The following is a 20,565-nucleotide window of genomic DNA, read 5'->3' as shown; positions in this document are numbered from 1 at the left end:
CGTCGCCGGCTGCCCGCCCGCAACCCGTCTGGAATAAGCGCCATGCCCGGGACGCCCGCCCCTGTTTCGCCGACCGCGACCGCCGCCGCGGACGTCCCCGCCCTGCTGCCGCTGCCGAGCGCACGGCCGGCACCACCGACCGTGGTGCGCGGCAAGCTGTACATCAAGACCCACGGTTGCCAGATGAACGAGTACGACTCGGCCAAGATGGCCGACGTGCTCGCCGCGTCCGAGGGCCTGGAGCTGACCGACAACCCGGAAGAAGCGGACGTGGTCCTGGTCAACACCTGCTCGATCCGCGAGAAGGCGCAGGAGAAGGTGTTCAGCCAGCTCGGTCGCTGGAAGGCGCTGAAGGCCGGCGGCAAGCCGGTGATCATCGGCGTCGGCGGCTGCGTGGCGTCGCAGGAAGGCGAGGCCATCGTCAAGCGCGCGCCCTACGTGGACCTGGTGTTCGGCCCGCAGACCCTGCACCGGCTGCCGGAACTGATCCGCGCGCGGCGCGCATCGGGCAAGTCGCAGGTGGACATCAGCTTCCCCGAAGTCGAGAAGTTCGACCGCCTGCCGGAGCCGCGCGCCGAAGGCCCGTCGGCCTTCGTGTCGATCATGGAAGGCTGCTCCAAGTACTGCTCGTTCTGCGTGGTGCCCTACACCCGCGGCGAGGAGATCAGCCGGCCGTTCGAGGACGTGCTGGTGGAAGTGGCGCAACTGGCGGCGCAGGGCGTGCGCGAGATCAACCTGCTCGGCCAGAACGTCAACGCCTACCGCGGTCCCTACGCCGACGCCGAGGCCGGCGAGGAAGCGCAGGTCGCCGACCTGGGCCTGCTGATCCGCAGCATCGCGCAGATCGAGGGCATCGGCCGCATCCGCTTCACCACCTCGCATCCGCTGGAGTTCAGCGACTCGCTGGTGGAGGCCTACCGCGACGTGCCGCAGCTGGCCAACTACCTGCACCTGCCGGTGCAGGCCGGCAGCGACCGCATCCTCAGCGCGATGAAGCGCGGCTACACCGCGCTGGAGTTCAAGCAGAAGATCCGCAAGCTGCGCGCGGTGCGCCCGGACATCTCGATCAGCTCGGACTTCATCGTCGGCTTCCCCGGCGAGACCGACGCCGACTTCGAGAAGACCATGAAGTTGATCGAGGACGTGGGCTTCGACCAGAGCTTCTCCTTCATCTACTCGCGGCGCCCGGGCACGCCCGCCGCCGACCTGGAAGACGACACCCCCGAGGCGGTCAAACATGCGCGGCTGGCGCGGCTGCAGGCGCACATCAATGCGCATGCGCAGCAGATCTCGCAAAACATGGTCGGCAGCGTGCAGACCGTGCTGGTGGAAGGGCCGTCGAAGAAGAACCCGGCCGAGCTGACCGGCAAGACCGAGAACATGCGCTCGGTGAACTTCCCCGGCCACCCGCGCCTGGTCGGCCAGTTCGTCGAGGTGACGATCACCGAAGCGCTGAGCAATTCGCTGCGCGGCCGCCTGCATCTGGCCGAGGACGACGCCGCGGCCTGAGCGGCGGCGGGCACGCCCTAGTCGAGCGCGCTGAGGAACGCCTCGCCGCGCGCGCCGATCTGCACCACCCGCGAATCCGGCACGCGCCGGGCCAGGCCGGTGTCGAAGAGGTACTTGAGCACGGCGCTGCCCAGCGCACCGGCGACGTGGTCGCGGCGCTCGCTCCAGTCCAGGCACGGCCGACACAACGGCCGGCGCGACGCACGCAGCACCACGACGTCGATGCCGATCGCCGCGCACCAGTCCGCGCCGGACGCGCTCAGGGCCATGCCGTCGCTGCACAGCAGGTGCCCGCGCGCTTCCATCTGCTGGCGCCAGGCGATCGCCAGTTCGCCGGCGAGGTGGTCGTAGCACACCCGCGCCCGGCGCAAGGCGGGATCCGCTGGGCCGACCCGCCGCGTCATCGTTGGCGGCGCCAGCCCCATCATCGCCTCGACCGCCGCCGCGACCTGCGCGCCGGCCAAGCGGAAATAGCGGTGCCGACCCTGTTGCGCCACCTCGATCAAGCCGGCATCGACCAGTTGCGCCAGATGCCGGCTGGCGGTCGATGGCGCGACCTCACCGTCCAGCGCCAGTTCGCTGGCGGTGCGCGCCTGCCCGCTCATCAACGCCGCCAGCATGCGGCTACGCGCCGCATCACCGAGCAGGAAGGCGGCGCGCGCAAGCAGGGTGTCTTCGCTCATGCTTCGATTCTAGACGAAGCATGGCGCCGCGCCGGCGCCTACCGTGCCCGCTCTCCACACGAGGCAGGCGCATGACCGACACGCTCCACCACTACGCATCGCAGTTGCACTGGACCGGCAACCGCGGCAACGGCACCGTCGACTACAGCGGCTACGGTCGCGACTACACGCTGCAGGTTCCCGGCAAAGCGGCGCTGGCCGGCAGCGCCGACCCGCGCTTCCGCGGCGACCCGACGCTGCACAACCCCGAGGATCTGCTGGTGGGCGCGCTCGCCGCCTGCCACATGCTCACCTACCTGGCCCTGTGCGCGCACGCCGGCATCCGGGTGCTCGCCTACGAGGACCAGGCCCAGGGCTGGCTGGCGCTTCGCCCAGGCCAGGGCGGACGCTTTCGCGAGGTGGCACTGGCGCCACGGGTGACCATCGCGGCGGACGGCGATGCGCGCCGCGCGCAGGCCTTGCACGCGCAGGCCCACGCGCAGTGCTTCGTCGCCAACAGCTGCGCCATGCCGGTGCGTTGCGAAGCGACGATCGTGTGCCTGGACAGTTCGCCGGAGGCAGGCCGATGAAGGACGTCGAAATCCGCCTCGAAGACCGCCCCGGCGCCCTGTCCGCCATGGCCCAGGCACTCGGCGCGGCCGGCATCAGCATCGAAGGCGGTGGCGTGTGGCGCGTGGACGGACGCGCGGTCGCGCACTTCCTGTTCGACGCCGCCGCACCGGCAAGCGAGACCCTGCGCGCGCACGGTTTCCACGTGGCCGCCGAACACCCGGTGGTGAGCCTGCGCCTGGACCAGGAAACGCCGGGGCAGCTCGGCCTGCTGACCGGCATGCTCGGCGCCGCCGGCATCAACATCACCGTGCAGTACAGCGACCACCACGGGCAACTGATCCTGGTCGTGGACGACCCCGCCGGTGCATGCGCGATTGCGGACGCATGGATGCAGGCCCGCGAGGCGCGCTGCGAAGGCGACACCGACGCTGGCGATCGTCGATAAGACGCGCCGCAACCGATTCCGCGGGACCAGCGCCGCCGTCATGCAGGCGTTGCCGGGCGGATCGGTGCGATTTTTTCGCCAGCACAGGCCGGGGCCTTGCGCAGCGAGGTATTCGCGCGGTTGTCCACAGGCTTTTGGACAATCGATCCACATCCATTGTGGACAACGTTGCCATCGCCGCGGCGCGAGGATCGCGGCGGTGGCGCCGCGCCTGCGCGCGCCGATCCGCCCGGCGCACCTCCACCGCGGCGGCCTGCGCACCACGGGGCCGCCGCCCGCGTCCTTCACTGGCCCGGCTACGCGCTGCGCGCTACCCTTTGCGCCCCTCGTTTCTTCGACACCGCCGCTGGCGGTGTGCGCCCGCCATGACCACCCCTGCGCAACGCGACTTCACCCTGGATCCCGCCGACACCGAGCGCCTGGCCAACCTGGCCGGCCCGTTCGACGCGCACCTGCGGCAGATCGAACTGCGCCTGGGCGTGGAGATCTCCAACCGCGGCAACGTGTACCGGGTGACCGGACCGGAGCAGGCGGTGGCGGCGGCCGAGCGGCTGCTGCAGGCGCTGTATGTCGAGGCCGACCACGTCACCTTCGACGACCAGGAAATCCACCTGCGGCTCAATCAGTCCAACGTCGACCAGGTGGCGCAGCGCGCATACCAGCCGCAAGAAGTGGCGATCAAGGTCAGGCGCGGCACCGTGCGCGGCCGCGGCGCCAACCAGGCCAAGTACCTGCACCAGATCGCCACCCACGACATCAACTTCGGCATCGGCCCGGCCGGCACCGGCAAGACCTTCCTGGCCGTGGCCAGCGCGGTGGAAGCGCTGAACGAATCGCGGGTGCAGCGCCTGATCCTGGTGCGCCCGGCGGTGGAGGCCGGCGAGAAGCTGGGCTTTTTGCCCGGCGACCTCAGCCAGAAGGTCGATCCCTACCTGCGCCCGCTGTACGACGCGCTGTACGAGATGCTGGGCGTGGAGAAGGTGGTCAAGCTGCTGGAAAAGAACGTCATCGAGATCGCGCCGCTGGCGTACATGCGCGGACGCACCCTCAACGACGCCTACGTGATCCTGGACGAGGCGCAGAACACCACCATCGAGCAGATGAAGATGTTCCTGACCCGGCTCGGCTTCGGCAGCACCGCGGTGGTCACCGGCGACCTGACCCAGATCGACCTGCCCAAGCACGTCAAGTCCGGCCTGCGCGACGCCATCGAGGTGCTGCACGAGGTGGACGGGGTCAGCTTCACCTTCTTCGAGGCACGCGACGTGGTCCGGCATCCGCTGGTGGCGCGCATCGTCAACGCCTACGAGAAGCGCGACGTCGTCGACCGCGCCACCGGACCCGCCGCATGATCCGGCCCTGGCCCGGCCTGCTGGCAGCGCTGCTCGGCGTGGCCGGTGGCGCCAGCGGCCATTCGTCGGACCCGCCGCGCGCGCAGAACCCGGCACCGCAGCGCATCGCCCTGGCGCAATCGCTGACCCCGCCCTGCCTGTCGATCGTGCAGGACGCGGCCAGCATCGGCCTGCCGCGCGACGTCCTCGAGCGCGCTGCGGCAATTTCCCGTACCTCGCCGACCGCACCGCGCGGCGACGAAGCGCAACGCCTGGCCTGGATCGCCGGCACCCGCGCGCAAGCGCTGCTCGATGCGGCCGAAACCGCCGGCGTGACACGCGATCGCTTCGGCTGCAACGCGCTGGCCTACGCCAAGGTGCCAGCGGACAGCCTCTACCTGGTCGGCCGCCTGCTCGAACGCGGCCAGGCCGCCGTATGGCTCTCTGCTTCGGGGCGCTTCGCCGCCACGGTGGAGATCCGGCACGACAATCCGCAATGCCAGCAAGGCCCGATGGGCAGCGTGGCGTACCGCATAGACGCCGAAAAAAAGCCCGTGCTGTTCCTGGTCGAATGCGTCACCTGAGTCTGTAGTGGCGCGTCTGCCGCTCCAGGACAAGGCGTGCATGACCGGAACTGCGCAGCGGACGCCGGCATCGACCACACGACAGTGATCGAGATCGCCTACGAAGCAGGCGACGGGGCGTCGCCCTGAGCGCGCGTTAGCGCGATACTGTGGCCCCCACCGCTGCACCCGGCCGTTCCGCCATGACCAAAGGTCCCGTCCGCCTCGATGTCGGCGTCAGCTACGCCCTGCCCCGTGCCGGGCTGCCGGCGGCGCCGAGCTTTCGCAAATGGGTCGCCGCGGCGCTGAAGGGCCGCATCCGCGAGGCCGATCTGGCGATCCGCCTGGTCGACGACCGCGAAGGCCGCGCCCTCAACCAGCACTACCGCGGCAAGGACTACGCCACCAATGTGCTCAGCTTCCCGGCGGAACTGCCGGAGGGGCTGCCGAAGGGCGTCAAGCTGCCGCTGCTCGGCGATCTGGTGATCTGCGCACCGGTGGTGGCGCGCGAAGCCGCCGAACAGGACAAGCCGCTGAACGCGCATTACGCGCACCTGACCGTGCACGGCGTGCTGCACCTGCTCGGCTGGGACCACGAGGACGACAAGGAAGCCGAGGCGATGGAGCAACTGGAGCGCGAGATCCTCGCCGACCTCGGCGTGTCCGACCCCTACGCCGGCGAGCGTTGATCCGATATCCCGCGCTCTCTGCCGCGACCGACCCTCACCCCAACCCCTCTCCCGGGGGGAGAGGGGCTCGGTGTGTCGCCCACCTCTCCCACGCTGGTCAAGCGCAGGCGCCGGCGGTAACGTGGCCGCGCGGCGATCGCCGCCCCGTTTTCCTTCGAGGTTCCGTGCGTTGATCCGTCCCTCGCTCGTCCTGCTCGCGCTCGCCTGCGCCGCTCCAGCGGTCGCCGCGCCTGCCTTGCCGCCGGCGGCAGCGCCTGCCGCCACCACGGCCGCCGATCCGGCCATCGACCTGCCGGCGCTGCTGGAATGCCGCCAGCACGTGGCCGACTTCAGTGCGCTGGCGCCGCTGCTGGCCGATCCGCTGAAGGCGGTGGCGCACGGCTGGCGACCGCTGCCGCAGTCCAACCTGTTCATGACCGAGTACGCGCTGACCCGGCCGATCCAGGTGTTCGGCTACAGCAGCGAGCGCATCGCCTTCTCCGGCTCCAGCGTGATGGCGATCCTGGACCTGCCCGACCCGCGGCCGCTGGCCAAGCGCCTGAACCTGGAAGCGGCGGTGGACACCCCGGAGAAGGCCATGTTCGGCCGCGAGGTGCTCAGCCGCGACGTCCACGACCCCAAGACCGGCGAGCCGATGATCGAGTCGATCATCCTCAGCGTGTCCACGGTGAAATCGCACCCCGGCAAGACCCTGGCCGGCTGCAGCTACAGCCTGGACCTGCCCGAGGAACCGGGCGCGGCACCGGCACCCGACGCGCTGCATACTCCGCCCCCCGGCGGCTGAACCCGGGCCGGCGCGCCGCCGATGGCCCGCCGCCGGCGTCGCGATGCTGTCGCGACCGCCCTGCTAGACTTGGGGTTACCGCCCGTTCGACCGGGCGCCTACCCACAGAACATGTCAGAAGACGGACCGAGTAGCTCCTCCCCCGAATCCCACGAAAAACGTCGCGGCTGGCTGGAACGCCTGACCTCGGTGTTCTCCGGCGATCCGCACACCCGCGACGATCTGGTCGAGGTGCTGCGCGACGCGCAGCACGATGGCCTGATCGCCGCCGACACGCTGCGCATGATGGAGGGCGCGCTGTCGGTCTCCGAACTCACCGTCGGCGATGTGATGATCTCGCGCGCGCAGATGGTCTCGCTGCCGGTGGAGGCGCGTTTCCTCGACCTGATGAAGCAGGTGGTCGAATCCGGCCATTCGCGCTTCCCGGTGCACGGCGAGAACAAGGACGACATCCTCGGCATCCTGCTGGCCAAGGACCTGCTGCGCGGCGTGGTCGCCGATGACGGTCCGGGCACGGTGCGCGAACTGCTGCGCCCGGCGGTGCTGATTCCCGAGTCGAAGAAGCTCAACGTGCTGCTCAAGGAGTTCCGGCTCTCGCGCAACCACATGGCGATCGTGGTCGACGAGTACGGCGGCGTGGCCGGGCTGGTGACCATCGAGGACGTGCTGGAGCAGATCGTCGGCGACATCGACGACGAGCACGACGACGCCGAGGACGAGGCGTCGCTGATCGCCGCGCAGGCCGACGGCCAGTACGTGGTGGATGCGCTGACCCCGATCGAGGATTTCAACGAACGCTTCGGCGCCGACTTCCCGGACGACGACTACGACACCGTCGGCGGGCTGGTCACCGAGGCGATCGGCCACCTGCCCGAGACCGGCGAGGAACTGACCCTGGGGCGGTTCGCATTCCGTGTGGCGCGGGCCGACGCGCGCCGGGTGCAGGCCTTCCACGTGACCATCCTGCCGCCGCCTGCGCAGGACGGCGCTTGAGCACGCACGCCGTGCCGCGCAGACGCGCGGCCTGCTGGCTGGGAATGCTGCTGGCCCTGTGGGCCGGGCTGGCCTTCGCGCAGACCACGTCCGCGGATCCGGCGTCACCGCCGCCGCTGGCCGCACCGACGCCCGCGGCGCCCGTTGCGGCTGCGCCCGCCGCGGCCGATGCCAGCGACCCGGCGCCGCGCATCGGCGTGGCCACGATGCAGCCCGGCGAAGTGTTCTTCGAGCGCTTCGGCCACGACGCCATCGTGGTGCTGGATCCGCGCACGGGCCAGGCCACCTCGTACAACTTCGGGTTCTTCGACCCCAGCGAACCGGGCTTCGTCGGCCGCTTCGCCGCCGGCGACATGCGCTACTACCTGGTCGCGCTGCCGCTGCAGGAGGATCTGCAGCAGTACCGCGAGGCCGGACGCGGCGTGGACATCCAGTGGCTGGACCTGGCGCCGGCGCAGGCACGCGCGCTCGAGCAGGCGCTGGCCTGGCGCGCACGTCCGGAGAATGCCCGCTACCGCTACGACTACTACACCGCCAACTGCGCCACGATGGTCCGCGACGCGCTGGACCGGGCCATGGGCGGGGCGCTGCATGCGCAACTGTCGGGCCGCTCGCGCGGCAACACCTACCGCAGCGAATCGGTGCGCCTGGCCTCGCCGGCGCCGTGGATGTGGCTCGGCTTCGACCTGGGCCTGGGCCCGTACGCCGACAAGCCGCTGTCGCGCTGGGAAGAAGCCTTCGTGCCGATGCGCCTGGCCGAGAGCCTGAACGAGGTTCACAACAGCGCCGGCCGCCCGCTGGTGCAGGCGCGCCAGCAGTTGCTGCCGCAACGGCTGCCGCCGGAACCGCCGGAACAGCTGCGGCACTGGTGGCCGTGGCTGCTGGTCGGGCTGGCCGCGGCGGCCGGTGTGCTGGCGCTGGGCCGCCGCCCACGCTGGCTGGCCGCGCTGGCGCTGCCGTTCTGGCTGCTGTGCGCGCTGGGCGGTGCGGTCCTGCTGTACCTGTGGGGCTTCAGCGAGCATCGCGCCGCCTGGGGCAACCGCAACCTGCTGCTGCTGGATCCGCTGTGCCTGCCGCTGCTGGTCGGCGGCGTGGCGCTGCTGCGCGGGCGCCGCCCCGGGCGCTGGTTCGACGTGCTGCTGTGGCTGGTGGTGGTGCTGGCCGGCGCCGCGCTGCTGATCCACTGGCTGTCGATGCTGCAGCCGCAGTTCAACCTGCAGTGGATCGCACTGCTGCTGCCGGTGCACGCGGCGCTGGCCTGGGCGCTCACCCGCCCTCGCCCGCAGCCCTGATACCGTCGCGCCACCTCGCCACGCGCGTCTCCGCCGAACCCGATCCCGCCATGGCCTCCGCCACCGCCAATCCCGCCTGCGTCATCAACTGCGTGCACTACGACGGCCACGGCCGCCGCCACGACATCGCCCTGGAGCAGATCAGCGATGTGCTGGCCGGGCATGACGACGGCTTCGTATGGGTCGGCATGTACGAGCCCGGCGACGCCGTGTTGCAGCAGCTCAAGGAAGAGTTCCAGCTGCACGAACTGGCGATCGAGGACACCCGCAAGGCGCACCAGCGGCCCAAGGTCGAGGCCTTCGGCAATTCGCTGTTCCTGGCGGTGCACACCGCGCAGGTGATCGACGCGCGCATCGTCTACGGCGAGACCCACGCCTTCCTCGGCGAGCGCTTCCTGCTGACCGTGCGCCATGGCGCCTCGCTGCCCTACGCGCCGGTGCGCGAGCGGCTGGAACGCGAGGCCTCGCTGATGAAACTGGGGCCGTCGTATGCGCTGTACGCGGTGCTGGACTACATCGTCGACAACTACCAGCCGATCCTCGACGACTTCCGGCAGAGCCTGGAACGCCTGGAGACGGACATCTTCGCCGAGGCCTATCGGCGCGACACCGCGATCCGCCTGTACGAACTCAAGCGCGAACTCAACCAGATGCGCCTGGGCGTGGCGCCGCTGCAGGACGTGCTGGCGCACCTCAAGCGCCACCCCGGCCCGCTGATCGCCGAGGAAGTAAGGCTGTACGTGCGCGACGTGCTCGACCATGCGGTGCGCACCAACGACGCCATCGACACCCTGCGCGAGATGCTGGGCACCGCGCTGAGCGTGAACCTGTCGCTGGTCACCCTGGCCCAGGGCGAGACGGTCAAGCGCCTCGGCGCCTGGGCCGCCCTGCTCGCCGCCCCGACCCTGATCACCAGCTGGTACGGCATGAACTTCAAGCAGATGCCGGAACTGGAATGGCCCTGGGCCTACCCGCTGATGGTCGGCGGCGTCGCCGCGGTGTGCGTGGCGCTGTATGTGGCGTTCAAGCGGGCAAGGTGGCTGTGAGGCCGGGATTGGGGAGTCGGGATTGGGGATTCGTTGAAGCGGTGCGCTGCGCCTGATGGTTTAAAGCCTGGGTTGCACGGGCTGCATCAGCAGAGGGGATCCGCTGTTGCGAATCCCCAATCCCCACTCCCGAATCCCCACCCTCAAGCCACATACACCGTCTTGATGTTCATGAACTCGTGGATGCCATGCTCGGCCAGTTCGCGGCCGAAGCCGGAGCGCTTGATGCCGCCGAACGGGAGGCGTACGTCGCTCTTGACGATGGCGTTGACGAAGGCGGCGCCGCACTCGAGTTGACAGGCCACGCGTTCGCCGCGGGCGCGGTCGCCGGTCCACACGCTGCCGCCGAGGCCGAACGTGGTGTCGTTGGCCACGCGTGCGGCTTCGGCTTCGTCGGCCACGCGCAGGATCGCCGCGACCGGGCCGAACAGTTCTTCGTCGTAGGCCGGCATGCCCGGCGCCACGTGGTCGAGGATCGACGCCGGATAGCCTGCGTGACTGCCGCGCTCGGGCTCGCAACCGAGCAGCGGCTTGGCCCCCTTGGCGATGCTGGCCTGCACCTGCTTGTGCAGTTCGTCGCGCAGGTCCTGGCGCGCCATCGGCGCCAGCGTGGTCGCCTCGTCCTGCGGATCGCCGAGGCGACGCTCGGCGGCGGCGGCCACGAAGCGACGCACGAATTCGTCGGCGATCGCCTCCACCACCACGAAGCGCTTGGCGGCGATGCAGGTCTGCCCGGCGTTGTCGAAGCGCGACTTCACCGCCGCGGCCACGGTAGCGTCTAGATCGGCGTCGTCCAGCACCACGAAGGCGTCGCTGCCGCCCAGTTCCATCACGCACTTCTTCAGCTGCCCACCGGCGTTGGCGGCGATGGAGCGGCCGGCGCGCTCGCTGCCGGTCAGGGTGACCGCGGCCACCCGTGCATCGCGCAGCACCTCGGCGGCCTGGTCGTTGTCGATGTGCAGCACGTCGAACACGCCGGTCGGCAGGCCGGCGTCGGCCAGCACCTTGGCGATCGCGTCGGCGCAGCGCGGCACGTTGCTGGCGTGCTTGAGCAGGGCGACGTTGCCGGCCATCAGCGCCGGCGCCAGGAAGCGGAACACCTGCCAGATCGGGAAGTTCCACGGCATCACCGCCAGCACGCAGCCCAGCGGTTCGTAGCGCACATAGCTGCGCTGCGCATCGGTGGCCACCGCCTGCTCGCGCAGGTACTCGGCCGCGTGCTCGGCGTAGTAGTCGCAGGCCGCGGCGCACTTGTCGAGTTCGGCCAGGGCTTCCTTGCGCAGCTTGCCCATTTCCGCGGTCATCACCCGCTGGATCGCGTCGCGCTGGTCGCGCAACTGCGCACCGACCTTGCGCACCAGCGCGCCGCGCTGCTCCAGCGGCGTCGCCGCCCAGCCCGGGAACGCCTGCGCCGCGGCGGCCAGGCGCTGCTCGACGGCAGCGGCATCCATCAGCTCGAGACTGTATTCGACCTGGCCGTTGGCCGGGTTGACGGTGTCGTAAGGCATCGCGCGGACTCCTCGGAAAATGTCCGGTCAGCCTAGCGCGGCGGAAGTTGCGGCGGCGTGGCGATCATGCCGAGTGCGATGGCTCACAGTGTTCCGCAAGGCCCGTAGGAGCGGCTTTAGCCGCGACGGGGCCGTTACCGGCAATGCCCAGTCGCGGCTGAAGCCGCTCCTACGCGGAGCAACGCAACACCTTAGCCGGCTTGCTGCTGAGCCAGCTGGATATCGCGCTGACGCCGCTTCTCGTTGCGCGCCATCAACCACCAGCCGACGACGGCGGCGATCGACACCGCCAGCACCATCAGCGTGGCCAGCGCGTTGATCTTGGGCTTCAAGCCCATGCGCACCGAGGAGAACACGGTCATCGGCAGCGTGGTCGAATCCGGGCCGGCGACGAAGTTGGCGATCACCACGTCGTCCAGCGACAGGGTGAACGCCAGCAGCCAACCCGACACCAGCGCCGGCGCGATGATCGGCACGGTGATCAGGAAGAACACCTTGAGCCGGTTGGCGCCGAGGTCCATCGCCGCCTCTTCCAGCGAGCGGTCCAGCTCCTGCAGGCGCGAGGACACCACCACGGTGACGAAGGACAGGGTGAAGGTGACGTGCGCGGCCCAGATCGCCATCACCCCCTTGGGCGGGATGCCGAGCACGCCGCCCATCGACACCAGCATCATCATGATCGACAGGCCGATGATCACCTCGGGCATCACCAGCGGCGCGGTCACCAGCGCGCCGAACAGGCTCTTGCTGGGAAAGCGGCGGAAGCGGGTCATCGCCATCGCCGCCAGCGTGCCGAGCACCATCGACGCGGTGGCGGTCCAGAACGCCACCTTCAGGCTGATCCACGCCGCCTGCAGGATCTGCCGGTCGCGCAGCAACTCGCCGTACCACTTGGTGGAGAAGCCGGCCCACACCGTCGCCAGCTTGGAGGCGTTGAACGAATACACCATCAACAGCAGGATCGGCAGGTACAGGAAGGCGAAGCCGGCGCCCAGCACCGTCCAGCGCAGCACCGTGCCCATGCCGCCGCGCGCGCCGCTCATGCCTGCCCGCCTTCGAGCTGGCGCTGCTGGTAGCGGTTGAAGATCAGGATCGGCACCATCAGCAACGCCAGCATCGCGATCGCCACCGCCGAGGCGGTCGGCCAGTCGCGGTTGTTGAAGAACTCGCCCCACAGCACCCGGCCGATCATCAGCGTGTCCGGACCGCCGAGCATCTCCGGGATCACGAACTCGCCCACCGCCGGGATCATCACCAGCATGCAGCCGGCGACGATGCCCGGCCGCGACAACGGCAGGGTCACGGTCAGGAATGCCTTCCACGGCGGCGCGCCGAGATCGTAGGCGGCCTCGAGCAGGCGCTGGTCGAGCTTGACCAGGGTCGCGTACAGCGGCAGCACCATGAACGGCAGGTAGCAGTAGACGATGCCGATGTAGGCCGCGACCGGGGTGTACAGGATGTGCAGCGGCGCATCGATCAGGCCCAGCGCCAGCAACGCCCGGTTGAGCACGCCGTTGCTGTCGAGGATGCCGATCCAGGCATAGACGCGGATCAGGAACGAGGTCCACGACGGCAGCACCACCAGCATCATCGCGATGTTGCGCGCCGACGGCGACAGCCGTGCGATCGCGTAGGCCATCGGGTAGCCGATCAGCAGGGTCAGCACGGTGGAGATGCCGGCGATCTTGATCGAGCCCCAGTAGGCCTCGATGTATTGGTGGTCGCGCAGCAGCGCCAGGTAGTTCTGCAGGGTCAGCTTCAGCGTCAGCACGCCGTCGCGGACCTGCAGCAGCTCGCTGTACGGCGGGCTGCGGATCGCCTGTTCGGCGAAGGAAATGCGCAGCACGATCAGGAACGGGATCGCGAAGAACAGCAGCAGCCACAGGTACGGCGCGGCGATCACCAGCCAGCGCATCACCGGCAGGGAGCGCAGGCGCAAGCGCTGCTGCAGGCGCAGCCGCAGTGTCGAGTCGGGCGGCACCGGCACGACGGGCGCGCTCATGCGGTCAGCACCACGCCGTCGTTGTCGTCCCACGACACCCACACCGTGTCGCCCCAGGTCATGCCTTCGCTGTCCCAGCGCTTCTGGTTGGCGAAGTTGGATTGCACGCGGATACCGCTGGGCAGGCGCACGTGGAAGATCGAGTGGCTACCGAAATAGGCGATGTCCTCGATGGTGCCGCGCGCCTTGTTGTAGGTCTGCTCGGGTTCGCCCTTGGTGATCCAGACCTTTTCCGGACGCACCGCGAACGCCACCTCCTGCCCTTCCACGCCGGTGATGCCGTGGCTGATGTAGATGGGCACCGGGAACTGCGGGCAGAGCACGGTCACGTGGTCGGGGTGGTCTTCGCCGATGCGGCCCTCGAACATGTTCACCGAGCCGATGAACTCGGCAACGAAACGGCTGTTCGGCGATTCGTAGATGTCGCCCGGCGTACCGACCTGACGGATGCGCCCCTGCTCCATCAGCGCGATGCGCGTGGCCATGGTCATCGCCTCCTCCTGGTCGTGGGTGACCATCACGCAGGTCACCCCCGAGGTCTCGATGATGGACACCAGCTCCAGTTGCATCTGCGAGCGCAGCTTCTTGTCCAGCGCGCCCATCGGTTCGTCCAGCAGCAGCAATTTCGGCCGCTTGGCCAACGAGCGCGCCAGCGCCACGCGCTGCTGCTGGCCGCCGGAGAGCTGGTGCGGCTTGCGCTTGCCGAGCGTGCCCAGCCGCACCAGCTCCAGCATCTCGCCGACGCGGCTGGCGATGGCGCTGCGCGACAACCCGTCCTGCTTCAGCCCGAAGGCGATGTTCTGCTCCACGCTCATGTGCGGGAACAGCGCATAGGACTGGAACATCATGTTGAGCGGCCGCTGGTACGGCGGCAGCCCATCCAGCGGCTGGCCGTCGAGCACGATGCGGCCGCGGCTGGGCTGCTCGAACCCGCCCAGGCAGCGCAGCAGCGTCGACTTGCCGCTGCCGGAGCCGCCGAGCAGCGCGAAGATCTCGCCCTGGCCGATGTCCAGATCGATGTCGTCCAGCGCGACGAACCCGTCGAACTCCTTGCGCAGGCCGGCGATGGACACATAACCGGCCCCCTTGGCCGGCGGCGGCGCCGGCAGATGGTCGGTTCTCGCTTCGCTCAACGCCATTGGTGATTTCCCCGTGAAACACGCCGTCGTGCGGAGCGCCGATGCAGTGGCGACCGCGGCGCGGTGAACCGCAGTGTAGCTGTGACGGCGCGGGATTCGGGAGTCGGGATTGGGGATTCGTAAAAGCAGCGCGCGCTCAGCGCGCCGTGGCTGGCGCTGGCGCGGACGACGGAGCCTCCGGTGCCGCCCAACCCAGGCCCAGACTCTTCTGCAACGCGACGTAGCGCAGCAGCACCTGGGTGTGCGCCTGCAGCGCGCTGTCCTGCGCGGAGGCTTGCTGGCGCTGCACGTCCAGCGCATCGATCAGCGACGAGGCGCCGGCGGCATAGCGCTGCTGCAGCAACGCGGCGGAACGATCCGCCGAGGCCGCGGCCTTGTCCGCCGCCAGCGCCTGCTGGCGCGCGGCGCCGAACCGCGCCAGCGCGCCGTTGGCATCCTGCAGCGCGGCCAGCACCGTGCCCTCGTAGGCGGCCAGCCGCGCGGCATTGCCGGCACGGGCCTGCTCGACCTTGGCGCGGGTGCCGCCGAAGTCGAAGATCGACCAGCGCAGGAACGGCGCCACCACGCTGTTGACCGCGTCGCGGCCGAGATCGCCCGGCGAGGTCGCGGCCATGCCGATGTTGCCCAGCAACGTGACCTGCGGGAAATACGCGGTCAGCGCTTCGCCGATCTTCGCCGACGAGGCGGCCAGCTGGCGCTCGGCACGGCGCACGTCCGGGCGCCGCCGGATCAGCGCACCGGCATCGTCCACCGGCACGCTGGCCGGCAGCGTCGGCAACGGGCGGTCGGCGGCCAGTTCGGCGTCGAGCGCCCCGGGCTCGCGGCCGATCATCAGCGCCAGTTGGTCCAGCGCCACCTGCGCCTGGGCCTGCAGGTCCGGCAGCACCGCTTCCTGCTGCTGCAGTTGGGCCTGCGCGCGTTCCACCTGCAGGTCGGCATCGGCGCCGCGCTCGCGGCGCTGGCGGGTCAGTTGCAGGGTCCGCCGGGCGGCCTCCAGATTACGCTGGGCCACGGCCATGCGCGCACGGGTGCTGCGGTAGCCCAGGTAGGCCTGCCCCACTTCGGCGGCGATCTGCACCTGGGTATCGGCGAGGTCGGCCTCGTCGGCCTGGGCATCGGCCAGTGCGCCCTCGCTGGCGCGACGGCGGCGGCCGAAGAAATCCAGTTCCCAACTGGCATCGATGCCGACGCTGTAGAGCTGTGCGCGCGGATCGATCTCCACCGGCTGGCCGGTGCCGGCGGCGATGCTGCCCAGGCGGTCGGTCAGCGCATCCGGCGCGTGCGCGTTGAGATAGGCCGCGTTGGCGCCGACGCTGGGCAACTGCTCGGCGTGGCGCTGGTCCACCAGCGCGCGCGAGGCGCGCAGGCGCGCCTGTGCCACCCGCAGGTTCGGGCTGTGCTGCAGGGCCTGCTCGACCAGCGTGTTCAACTGCGGGTCGTGCAGGGTTTCCCACCAACGCTGCGGCGGCGGTGCCGGCACCACCCCGGCGGCGGCGGCCGTGGCATCGGCGCGATGCAGCCGAGGCTGTGCCAGCGCCGCCTCGGCCACCGGCGGCGGCTTCACATAGTCCGGGCCGAGCATGCAGGCCGACAGCAGCGACGGCAGCGCGGCGGCGACAAGAACGCGGGAGAAACGCTGGGCCATGGAATCCTCAATGCATCGCGAGCGGAGCGCCGCCCTTGGGCAGCGGCTTGAGCAGGAACGCCAGCGGGATCGTGCAGACCACGATCACCCCGAAGATCCAGAACAGGTCGTTGTAGGTCATCACCAGCGCCTGCTGCTGCACCAGCCGCGCCAGTTGCGCCAGCGACTGCATCGCCGCACCAGCACCGGAGACCGATTGCAGTTGCGCGCTGATGCCGTGCAGGTAGTCCTGCGCCAATGGAGAGTTGGCGGTGGTGCCGCTGCCGAGCATCTGCGTATGGAACACCATGCGCCGCTCCTGGAAGGTGGAGATCAGCGCCAGGCCGATCGAGCCACCCATGTTGCGCGCGGCATTGAACAGGCCCGAGGCGTCGCCTGCCAGGTCCGGCGGCACTGAGGAGATCGCCGCCTGGTTCAGCGACATCATCGCCAGCGCCAGCCCGCAGCCCTGCAACAGCTGCCCGGCGACGAAGTGCATGCCGACCGACTCGGCGGTCAGGTGCATGTTGACGAAACAGGCCGTAGCGAAGCAGGTCAGCCCGCCGAGCACCAGCACGCGCACGTCCACCGTGGTCAGCAACTTGGGCATCATCGGCATCAGCAACACCGTGGGAATGCCCGACAGCAGCACCACGTAGCCGGACTGCTCGGTGTTGTAGCCGGAGATCACCGCCAGGAACTGCGGGATCATGTACATGACCCCGAACAGGATCATGCCCACTGCCATCACCATCACGAACACCGCGCCGAAACTGCGCTGCAGCAGGATCGACAGGCGGATCACCGGCTGCCGGCTGAAAAACTGCGAGGCCACCAGGGCGATGAAGCCGACCAGCGAGACCACGCTCAGCAGCACGATCTCGGTGGATTCGAACCAGCGCTCGCGCTGGCCTTCTTCCAGCACCACGGTCAACGCGCCCAGCCCCGCGGCCAGGCCGAAGATGCCGAGCCAGTCGGCATCCAGCAGCCCGCGCAGGTACATGCGCTCGTGCGGCAGGCCGAGCAGCAGCAGCGCCACCAGGCCAGCGCAGACCGGCACGTTGAGGAAGAACGCGTAATGCCAGCTGACGTTCTCGGTGAGCCAGCCGCCCAGCAGCGGCCCGATCACCGGACCCAGGATCACGGTCATGCCGAACAGCGCCGTGCCCAGGGTCTGCTGCGCTGGCGGCAGGCGCGTGGCGACGATGGTCAGCGCGGTGGGGATCAAAGCGCCGCCGGCGAAGCCCTGGCCGACGCGGCCGAGGATCATCATGGTCAGGCTGTTGGACAGCCCGCACACCACCGAGAAGAAGGTGAACAGCAGCGCGCAGATCAGCAGGAAATTGCGCAGCCCCAGGGTGCGCACGAACCAGCCGGTCAGCGGGATCATCACGATCTCGGCGACCAGGTAGGAGGTCGAGATCCAGGTCCCCTCGGTGCCGCTGGCGCCGACCTCGCCCTGGATGGTCGGCAGCGCGGCGTTGACGATGGAGATGTCCAGCGTCGCCATGAACGAACCGATGGTGCCGGCCGCGACCGCCAGCCAGGCGCCGCTGTCGGCCTTGCGCGGCGCCTGCGCGCCAGCCGCCGCGGCCGCTTCGCTCACGGGTTGCGCCCGCGCGGGGCGACCGCATCCTGGCCCTGCGCGTCTTCCTGCTTCACGCGCTCCTTGGCGTCCTTGGCGCCGCGCGTATCGACGGTCACGGTGACCGACATGCCCGGCACCAGCACCTTGCGCGCTTCCGCGCCGGCCTTGAGCCGGATCCGCACCGGTACCCGCTGCACCACCTTGGTGAAGTTGCCGGTGGCGTTCTCCGGCGGCAGCAGCGCGAACTGCGAGCCGGTGCCCGGCGCGATGCTCTCGACCACGCCGTCCAGTTCCACGCCCGACAGCGCATCGACCTCGATCCGCGCCGGCTGCCCGGGCCGCATCAGCCCGACCTGGGTTTCCTTGAAATTGGCGCTCAGGTACAGCGCCTCCACCGGCACCACGCTCATCAGCCGGGTGCCGGCGGCGACGAACTGGCCGACCTGCACGGTCTTGTCGCCGATGCGCCCGGCGATGCGCGCGGTCAGGCGGGTGTCCTCCACCGCCACCTGCGCCTGGTCGGCATCGGCCTGCGCCTGCACCAGCGCGGCGCGCGCCTGGTCGAGCTGGGCACTGGTGCCCTGCACCTGGCTCTCGGCGGCGACCACCTGGGCCTTGGCCGCATCGAACTGCGCCTGCGCACGGTCGCGGTCGTGCAGGATGCTTTCGTAGTGTTCGTGAGTGTCGGCACCGGAGGCGGCCAACGGCCCGAAGCGCTTGGCCTCACCCTGGGCGAAGCGCAGGCTGGCCGCGGCCGCGGTCACCTGGGTGCGTGCCTGCAGCAAGCTGGCGCGCTGCGCCTGCAGCCCGGCCTCGGCGGCGGCGATGTTCGCCTGGCGTACCGCAATGGCGGCCTGCGCCTGCTCCAGGGTGGCGCGGTAGGTGCGCGGGTCGATCTCCAGCAGCGGCTGCCCGGCGGCGACGGTCTGGTTGTCGCGCACGTACACCGCGGTCACGTAGCCGTTGACCCGCGGCGCCACCGCAACCGTGTCGGCCTGCAGATAGGCGTTGTTGGTCTCCTGCAGGTAGCGGCCGGTGGTGAGGTAGTAGATCAGCCACACCACCAGGCCGATCACCACCACCAGGCCGATCAGCAGCAGGGTCCATTTGACCTTCGGGTTCTTGAGCGGCGACGGAGTGTCGGCCTTGCCGGCGTCGTCGCCGCCCGCGTCGTCCCGGCGCTTGCCGGCCTGGCCCTGGTCGGCGTGGGCGTCGTGCGCGGCGGCCTGCCGCGGCGCCTGCGAGGAGTCTGGGTCGTGGTTGCTCAAGTCGCTGATTCCTGGGGAGAGGAAGAACGTCGCCGGGTCGGGACGGCGACACCACCAAACGGTAGCGTACGCCGGCCGGCGCATTATTTGTACCGGCGAGTACAGAGTATGTGAGCATCGCGTGGCGATGGCCCTGCGGCGTCTACGCGATTGCGGACGCTTGGTCAGCGCCAGACCCGGTCGCTCGCGTCGAGGGAGCGATGTCCCGGTCTCTCATCCCGATGGGGGACCGATGCTTCGGGGCGCCCTTCAGCCGCGCGACGAGGCGCTATCGGGAAGGCCCGTCGCGACTGAAGCCGCTTCTACGGGAGCGGTTCCTGCCTGTCCGATCTCAACCGGGAGAGCCCGCCGGCGCGGTACCTGCGTGCGCCAGCAAACCTTGTAGATACCGTCTTACCCCCTAGCAGGCAAGGCTCCTTTTCGGGTCGAACGCGGTGCCCGATTTGAGGACGCCATAGGCGAGGTGCAGGAGCTTGCGCATAGCGGCGCACACGATCTGCTTGCCGGCTTTGCCGCGTTCGCTTAGCCGCTGTTTCAGCGCCCGGATGACCGGGTTGTGGGTCATGGCCACCAGGGCCGGCATGAACAGGCCCGCGCGCAGGCGGGGCGAGCCGGTGCGCGAGATGCAGACATGGCCTTTGCGGTCGCCCGACTCCTGCAGGCACGGATTCAGGCCGGCGAAGGCGGTCACCGCCGAGGCATCGGCAAAGCGCCTCACATCGCCAAGCTCGGCCAGCATCAAGGCCGCACTGGTGTCGGCGATGCCCTGGATGCTCACCAGTAACTCGCGCTGCCCCCGCAAGGTCGGATCCTGGTCGATATGGTCATCGATGGCCTGCTCGATCTGGGCGATGTGATGTTGCAGATCGGCCAGATGGACCTGGATCGAGTCCTTCACCTGGGCCGGAGCGACGTCCAGCCGGTTGCGCTCCATCTGCAGCATCTGTTGCAAGTCCTGGCGCCGGCGCACCAGTGCCTTGAGTTGCTTGAGCGCCGGCGGATCAGGGTGCCAACGGCGTAACTGCTCGCGGTGACGCAGGGCATAGCTGGCGATCAGCTTGGCATCGCTGCGATCGGTCTTGACCCGGCTGAGCTGGCTGCGTGCATACGCGGCCGTCTGCGCCGGGTTGAGCACGCACACCCGATAGCCTCGTGCGTGGAGGAACTCGGCCAGTGCCTGGTGGTAGGTGCCAGTGGCCTCCATGGCGATCCAGCTATCGGGCTGCGCATGGGTCTGCAGCCATGCCTGCAGGGCCTGGAAGCCCTTGGCATCGTTGGACAACTTGGCCTTGGTACGGTGCTTGCCATTGGTCAGCTCGCTGGCCACATCGAAACTGCGCTTGGCGACGTCGATGCCGATGACGGGAGACATACGCGATTCCTCCATCGTGTCAGGGTCATGATCGGCGCTGTGCCCGGTCCTGCCTTGTCGATGCGAGTTCACGCCGGGGGCGGACTCTGGATACCGTTCGGACACCCAAGGGCCAGCATGTGGAGAGGGGAGCCGATCTACGATGCAAGCTCTAAGCTTCAGGAGCGACTGGACTTC

19 protein-coding genes are annotated in these 20,565 nt (G+C 69.6%); 10 read left to right on the top strand and 9 right to left on the bottom strand.

The genetic code is table 11. From position 1 onward, the window contains the following. The first annotated feature begins 42 nt into the window (after positions 1-42). On the top strand, positions 43-1,509 hold the full coding sequence (miaB, locus tag QN245_RS07825) for a tRNA (N6-isopentenyl adenosine(37)-C2)-methylthiotransferase MiaB (protein ID WP_317844997.1): 1,467 nt from the start codon (positions 43-45) through the stop codon (positions 1,507-1,509). A 17-nt stretch (positions 1,510-1,526) separates the two neighbouring features. Here the strand turns inward: miaB and QN245_RS07820 are convergent, their stop codons facing one another. Continuing rightward, positions 1,527-2,192: an ArsR/SmtB family transcription factor gene (locus tag QN245_RS07820; protein WP_317844996.1), complete on the bottom strand. Its 666-nt coding sequence runs from the start codon at positions 2,190-2,192 to the stop codon at positions 1,527-1,529. A gap of 71 nt (positions 2,193-2,263) precedes the next feature. Between QN245_RS07820 and QN245_RS07815 the strand changes: the two genes are divergently transcribed. From QN245_RS07815 to QN245_RS07775, 9 genes are all read left to right on the top strand, one after another. After that, the gene (locus QN245_RS07815) at positions 2,264-2,761 is read left to right on the top strand and encodes an OsmC family protein (RefSeq protein WP_317844995.1); all 498 of its coding nucleotides are present in this window, start codon (positions 2,264-2,266) and stop codon (positions 2,759-2,761) included. Beyond that, positions 2,758-3,189 (top strand): ACT domain-containing protein, encoded by a 432-nt coding sequence (locus QN245_RS07810; RefSeq protein ID WP_317844994.1) that lies wholly within the window; start codon positions 2,758-2,760, stop codon positions 3,187-3,189. The genes QN245_RS07815 and QN245_RS07810 overlap by 4 nt, the downstream gene beginning before the upstream one ends. Before the next feature lie 365 nt (positions 3,190-3,554). After that, complete coding sequence (locus QN245_RS07805) at positions 3,555-4,541, top strand: PhoH family protein (RefSeq protein WP_184646462.1); 987 nt, start codon at positions 3,555-3,557, stop codon at positions 4,539-4,541. Further along, positions 4,538-5,104 carry a hypothetical protein gene (locus tag QN245_RS07800; protein WP_317844993.1) on the top strand — a complete coding sequence of 189 codons (567 nt, stop codon included), beginning with the start codon at positions 4,538-4,540 and terminating at the stop codon, positions 5,102-5,104. The genes QN245_RS07805 and QN245_RS07800 overlap by 4 nt, the downstream gene beginning before the upstream one ends. A 182-nt stretch (positions 5,105-5,286) precedes the next feature. Further along, on the top strand, positions 5,287-5,772 hold the full coding sequence (gene ybeY, locus QN245_RS07795; RefSeq protein WP_017908182.1) for an rRNA maturation RNase YbeY: 486 nt from the start codon (positions 5,287-5,289) through the stop codon (positions 5,770-5,772). 169 nt (positions 5,773-5,941) lie between these two features. Next, positions 5,942-6,556, top strand: coding sequence for a hypothetical protein (locus tag QN245_RS07790; protein ID WP_317844992.1), 615 nt, complete (start codon positions 5,942-5,944; stop codon positions 6,554-6,556). Positions 6,557-6,667: 111 nt separating this feature from the next. Further along, a complete protein-coding gene (locus tag QN245_RS07785) occupies positions 6,668-7,549 on the top strand; it encodes a CorC family transporter (protein ID WP_160965847.1) in 882 nt (293 codons plus the stop codon). A 44-nt stretch (positions 7,550-7,593) separates the two neighbouring features. Beyond that, positions 7,594-8,841 (top strand): lipoprotein N-acyltransferase Lnb domain-containing protein, encoded by a 1,248-nt coding sequence (locus QN245_RS07780; protein ID WP_317845328.1) that lies wholly within the window; start codon positions 7,594-7,596, stop codon positions 8,839-8,841. 50 nt (positions 8,842-8,891) lie between these two features. Beyond that, positions 8,892-9,887, top strand: coding sequence for a magnesium and cobalt transport protein CorA (locus QN245_RS07775; protein WP_160965899.1), 996 nt, complete (start codon positions 8,892-8,894; stop codon positions 9,885-9,887). Between the two features lie 143 nt (positions 9,888-10,030). Here QN245_RS07775 and QN245_RS07770 read toward each other — a convergent pair whose 3' ends face one another. The 8 genes from QN245_RS07770 to QN245_RS07735 form a co-directional block, all read right to left on the bottom strand. Beyond that, positions 10,031-11,395 carry an NAD-dependent succinate-semialdehyde dehydrogenase gene (locus QN245_RS07770; RefSeq protein ID WP_317844991.1) on the bottom strand — a complete coding sequence of 455 codons (1,365 nt, stop codon included), beginning with the start codon at positions 11,393-11,395 and terminating at the stop codon, positions 10,031-10,033. A 191-nt stretch (positions 11,396-11,586) separates the two neighbouring features. Further along, positions 11,587-12,438 (bottom strand): ABC transporter permease subunit, encoded by an 852-nt coding sequence (locus QN245_RS07765; RefSeq protein WP_160965843.1) that lies wholly within the window; start codon positions 12,436-12,438, stop codon positions 11,587-11,589. Then, a complete protein-coding gene (locus QN245_RS07760; RefSeq protein WP_425612950.1) occupies positions 12,435-13,310 on the bottom strand; it encodes an ABC transporter permease subunit in 876 nt (291 codons plus the stop codon). Before QN245_RS07760 ends, QN245_RS07765 begins: the two co-directional genes overlap by 4 nt. Before the next feature lie 83 nt (positions 13,311-13,393). Continuing rightward, entirely contained in the window at positions 13,394-14,536 is a 1,143-nt protein-coding gene (locus QN245_RS07755) for an ABC transporter ATP-binding protein (RefSeq protein ID WP_017912269.1), read from the bottom strand. A gap of 136 nt (positions 14,537-14,672) precedes the next feature. Further along, on the bottom strand, positions 14,673-16,181 hold the full coding sequence (locus QN245_RS07750; protein ID WP_160965839.1) for an efflux transporter outer membrane subunit: 1,509 nt from the start codon (positions 16,179-16,181) through the stop codon (positions 14,673-14,675). A gap of 7 nt (positions 16,182-16,188) precedes the next feature. Then, positions 16,189-17,766, bottom strand: a complete 1,578-nt coding sequence (locus QN245_RS07745) for an MDR family MFS transporter (RefSeq protein ID WP_317844989.1) — start codon at positions 17,764-17,766, stop codon at positions 16,189-16,191. Next, on the bottom strand, positions 17,763-19,016 hold the full coding sequence (locus tag QN245_RS07740) for an HlyD family secretion protein (protein ID WP_317844988.1): 1,254 nt from the start codon (positions 19,014-19,016) through the stop codon (positions 17,763-17,765). The genes QN245_RS07745 and QN245_RS07740 overlap by 4 nt, the downstream gene beginning before the upstream one ends. 400 nt (positions 19,017-19,416) lie before the next feature. Next, complete coding sequence (locus QN245_RS07735) at positions 19,417-20,388, bottom strand: IS110 family RNA-guided transposase (RefSeq protein WP_317843720.1); 972 nt, start codon at positions 20,386-20,388, stop codon at positions 19,417-19,419. Between the last annotated feature and the right edge of the window lie 177 nt (positions 20,389-20,565).

This window comes from Xanthomonas rydalmerensis (genome assembly GCF_033170385.1).
Classification (GTDB): Bacteria; Pseudomonadota; Gammaproteobacteria; order Xanthomonadales; family Xanthomonadaceae; genus Xanthomonas_A; species Xanthomonas_A rydalmerensis.
This window is presented reverse-complemented; position numbering and strand designations above follow the sequence as displayed.

What these genes read in the sequence shown, in the direction of transcription:
- QN245_RS07775 (WP_160965899.1), top strand. Translation starts at nt 8,892, where the DNA reads ATGGCCTCCGCCACCGCCAATCCCGCCTGCGTCATCAACTGCGTGCAC.
- QN245_RS07750 (WP_160965839.1), bottom strand. Translation starts at nt 16,181, where the DNA reads ATGGCCCAGCGTTTCTCCCGCGTTCTTGTCGCCGCCGCGCTGCCGTCG.
- QN245_RS07805 (WP_184646462.1), top strand. Translation starts at nt 3,555, where the DNA reads ATGACCACCCCTGCGCAACGCGACTTCACCCTGGATCCCGCCGACACC.
- QN245_RS07820 (WP_317844996.1), bottom strand. Translation starts at nt 2,192, where the DNA reads ATGAGCGAAGACACCCTGCTTGCGCGCGCCGCCTTCCTGCTCGGTGAT.
- QN245_RS07760 (WP_425612950.1), bottom strand. Translation starts at nt 13,310, where the DNA reads ATGCGCTGGCTGGTGATCGCCGCGCCGTACCTGTGGCTGCTGCTGTTC.
- QN245_RS07755 (WP_017912269.1), bottom strand. Translation starts at nt 14,536, where the DNA reads ATGGCGTTGAGCGAAGCGAGAACCGACCATCTGCCGGCGCCGCCGCCG.
- QN245_RS07785 (WP_160965847.1), top strand. Translation starts at nt 6,668, where the DNA reads ATGTCAGAAGACGGACCGAGTAGCTCCTCCCCCGAATCCCACGAAAAA.
- QN245_RS07800 (WP_317844993.1), top strand. Translation starts at nt 4,538, where the DNA reads ATGATCCGGCCCTGGCCCGGCCTGCTGGCAGCGCTGCTCGGCGTGGCC.
- miaB (WP_317844997.1), top strand. Translation starts at nt 43, where the DNA reads ATGCCCGGGACGCCCGCCCCTGTTTCGCCGACCGCGACCGCCGCCGCG.
- QN245_RS07815 (WP_317844995.1), top strand. Translation starts at nt 2,264, where the DNA reads ATGACCGACACGCTCCACCACTACGCATCGCAGTTGCACTGGACCGGC.
- QN245_RS07810 (WP_317844994.1), top strand. Translation starts at nt 2,758, where the DNA reads ATGAAGGACGTCGAAATCCGCCTCGAAGACCGCCCCGGCGCCCTGTCC.
- QN245_RS07765 (WP_160965843.1), bottom strand. Translation starts at nt 12,438, where the DNA reads ATGAGCGGCGCGCGCGGCGGCATGGGCACGGTGCTGCGCTGGACGGTG.
- QN245_RS07735 (WP_317843720.1), bottom strand. Translation starts at nt 20,388, where the DNA reads ATGTCTCCCGTCATCGGCATCGACGTCGCCAAGCGCAGTTTCGATGTG.
- QN245_RS07780 (WP_317845328.1), top strand. Translation starts at nt 7,594, where the DNA reads ATGCTGCTGGCCCTGTGGGCCGGGCTGGCCTTCGCGCAGACCACGTCC.
- ybeY (WP_017908182.1), top strand. Translation starts at nt 5,287, where the DNA reads ATGACCAAAGGTCCCGTCCGCCTCGATGTCGGCGTCAGCTACGCCCTG.
- QN245_RS07770 (WP_317844991.1), bottom strand. Translation starts at nt 11,395, where the DNA reads ATGCCTTACGACACCGTCAACCCGGCCAACGGCCAGGTCGAATACAGT.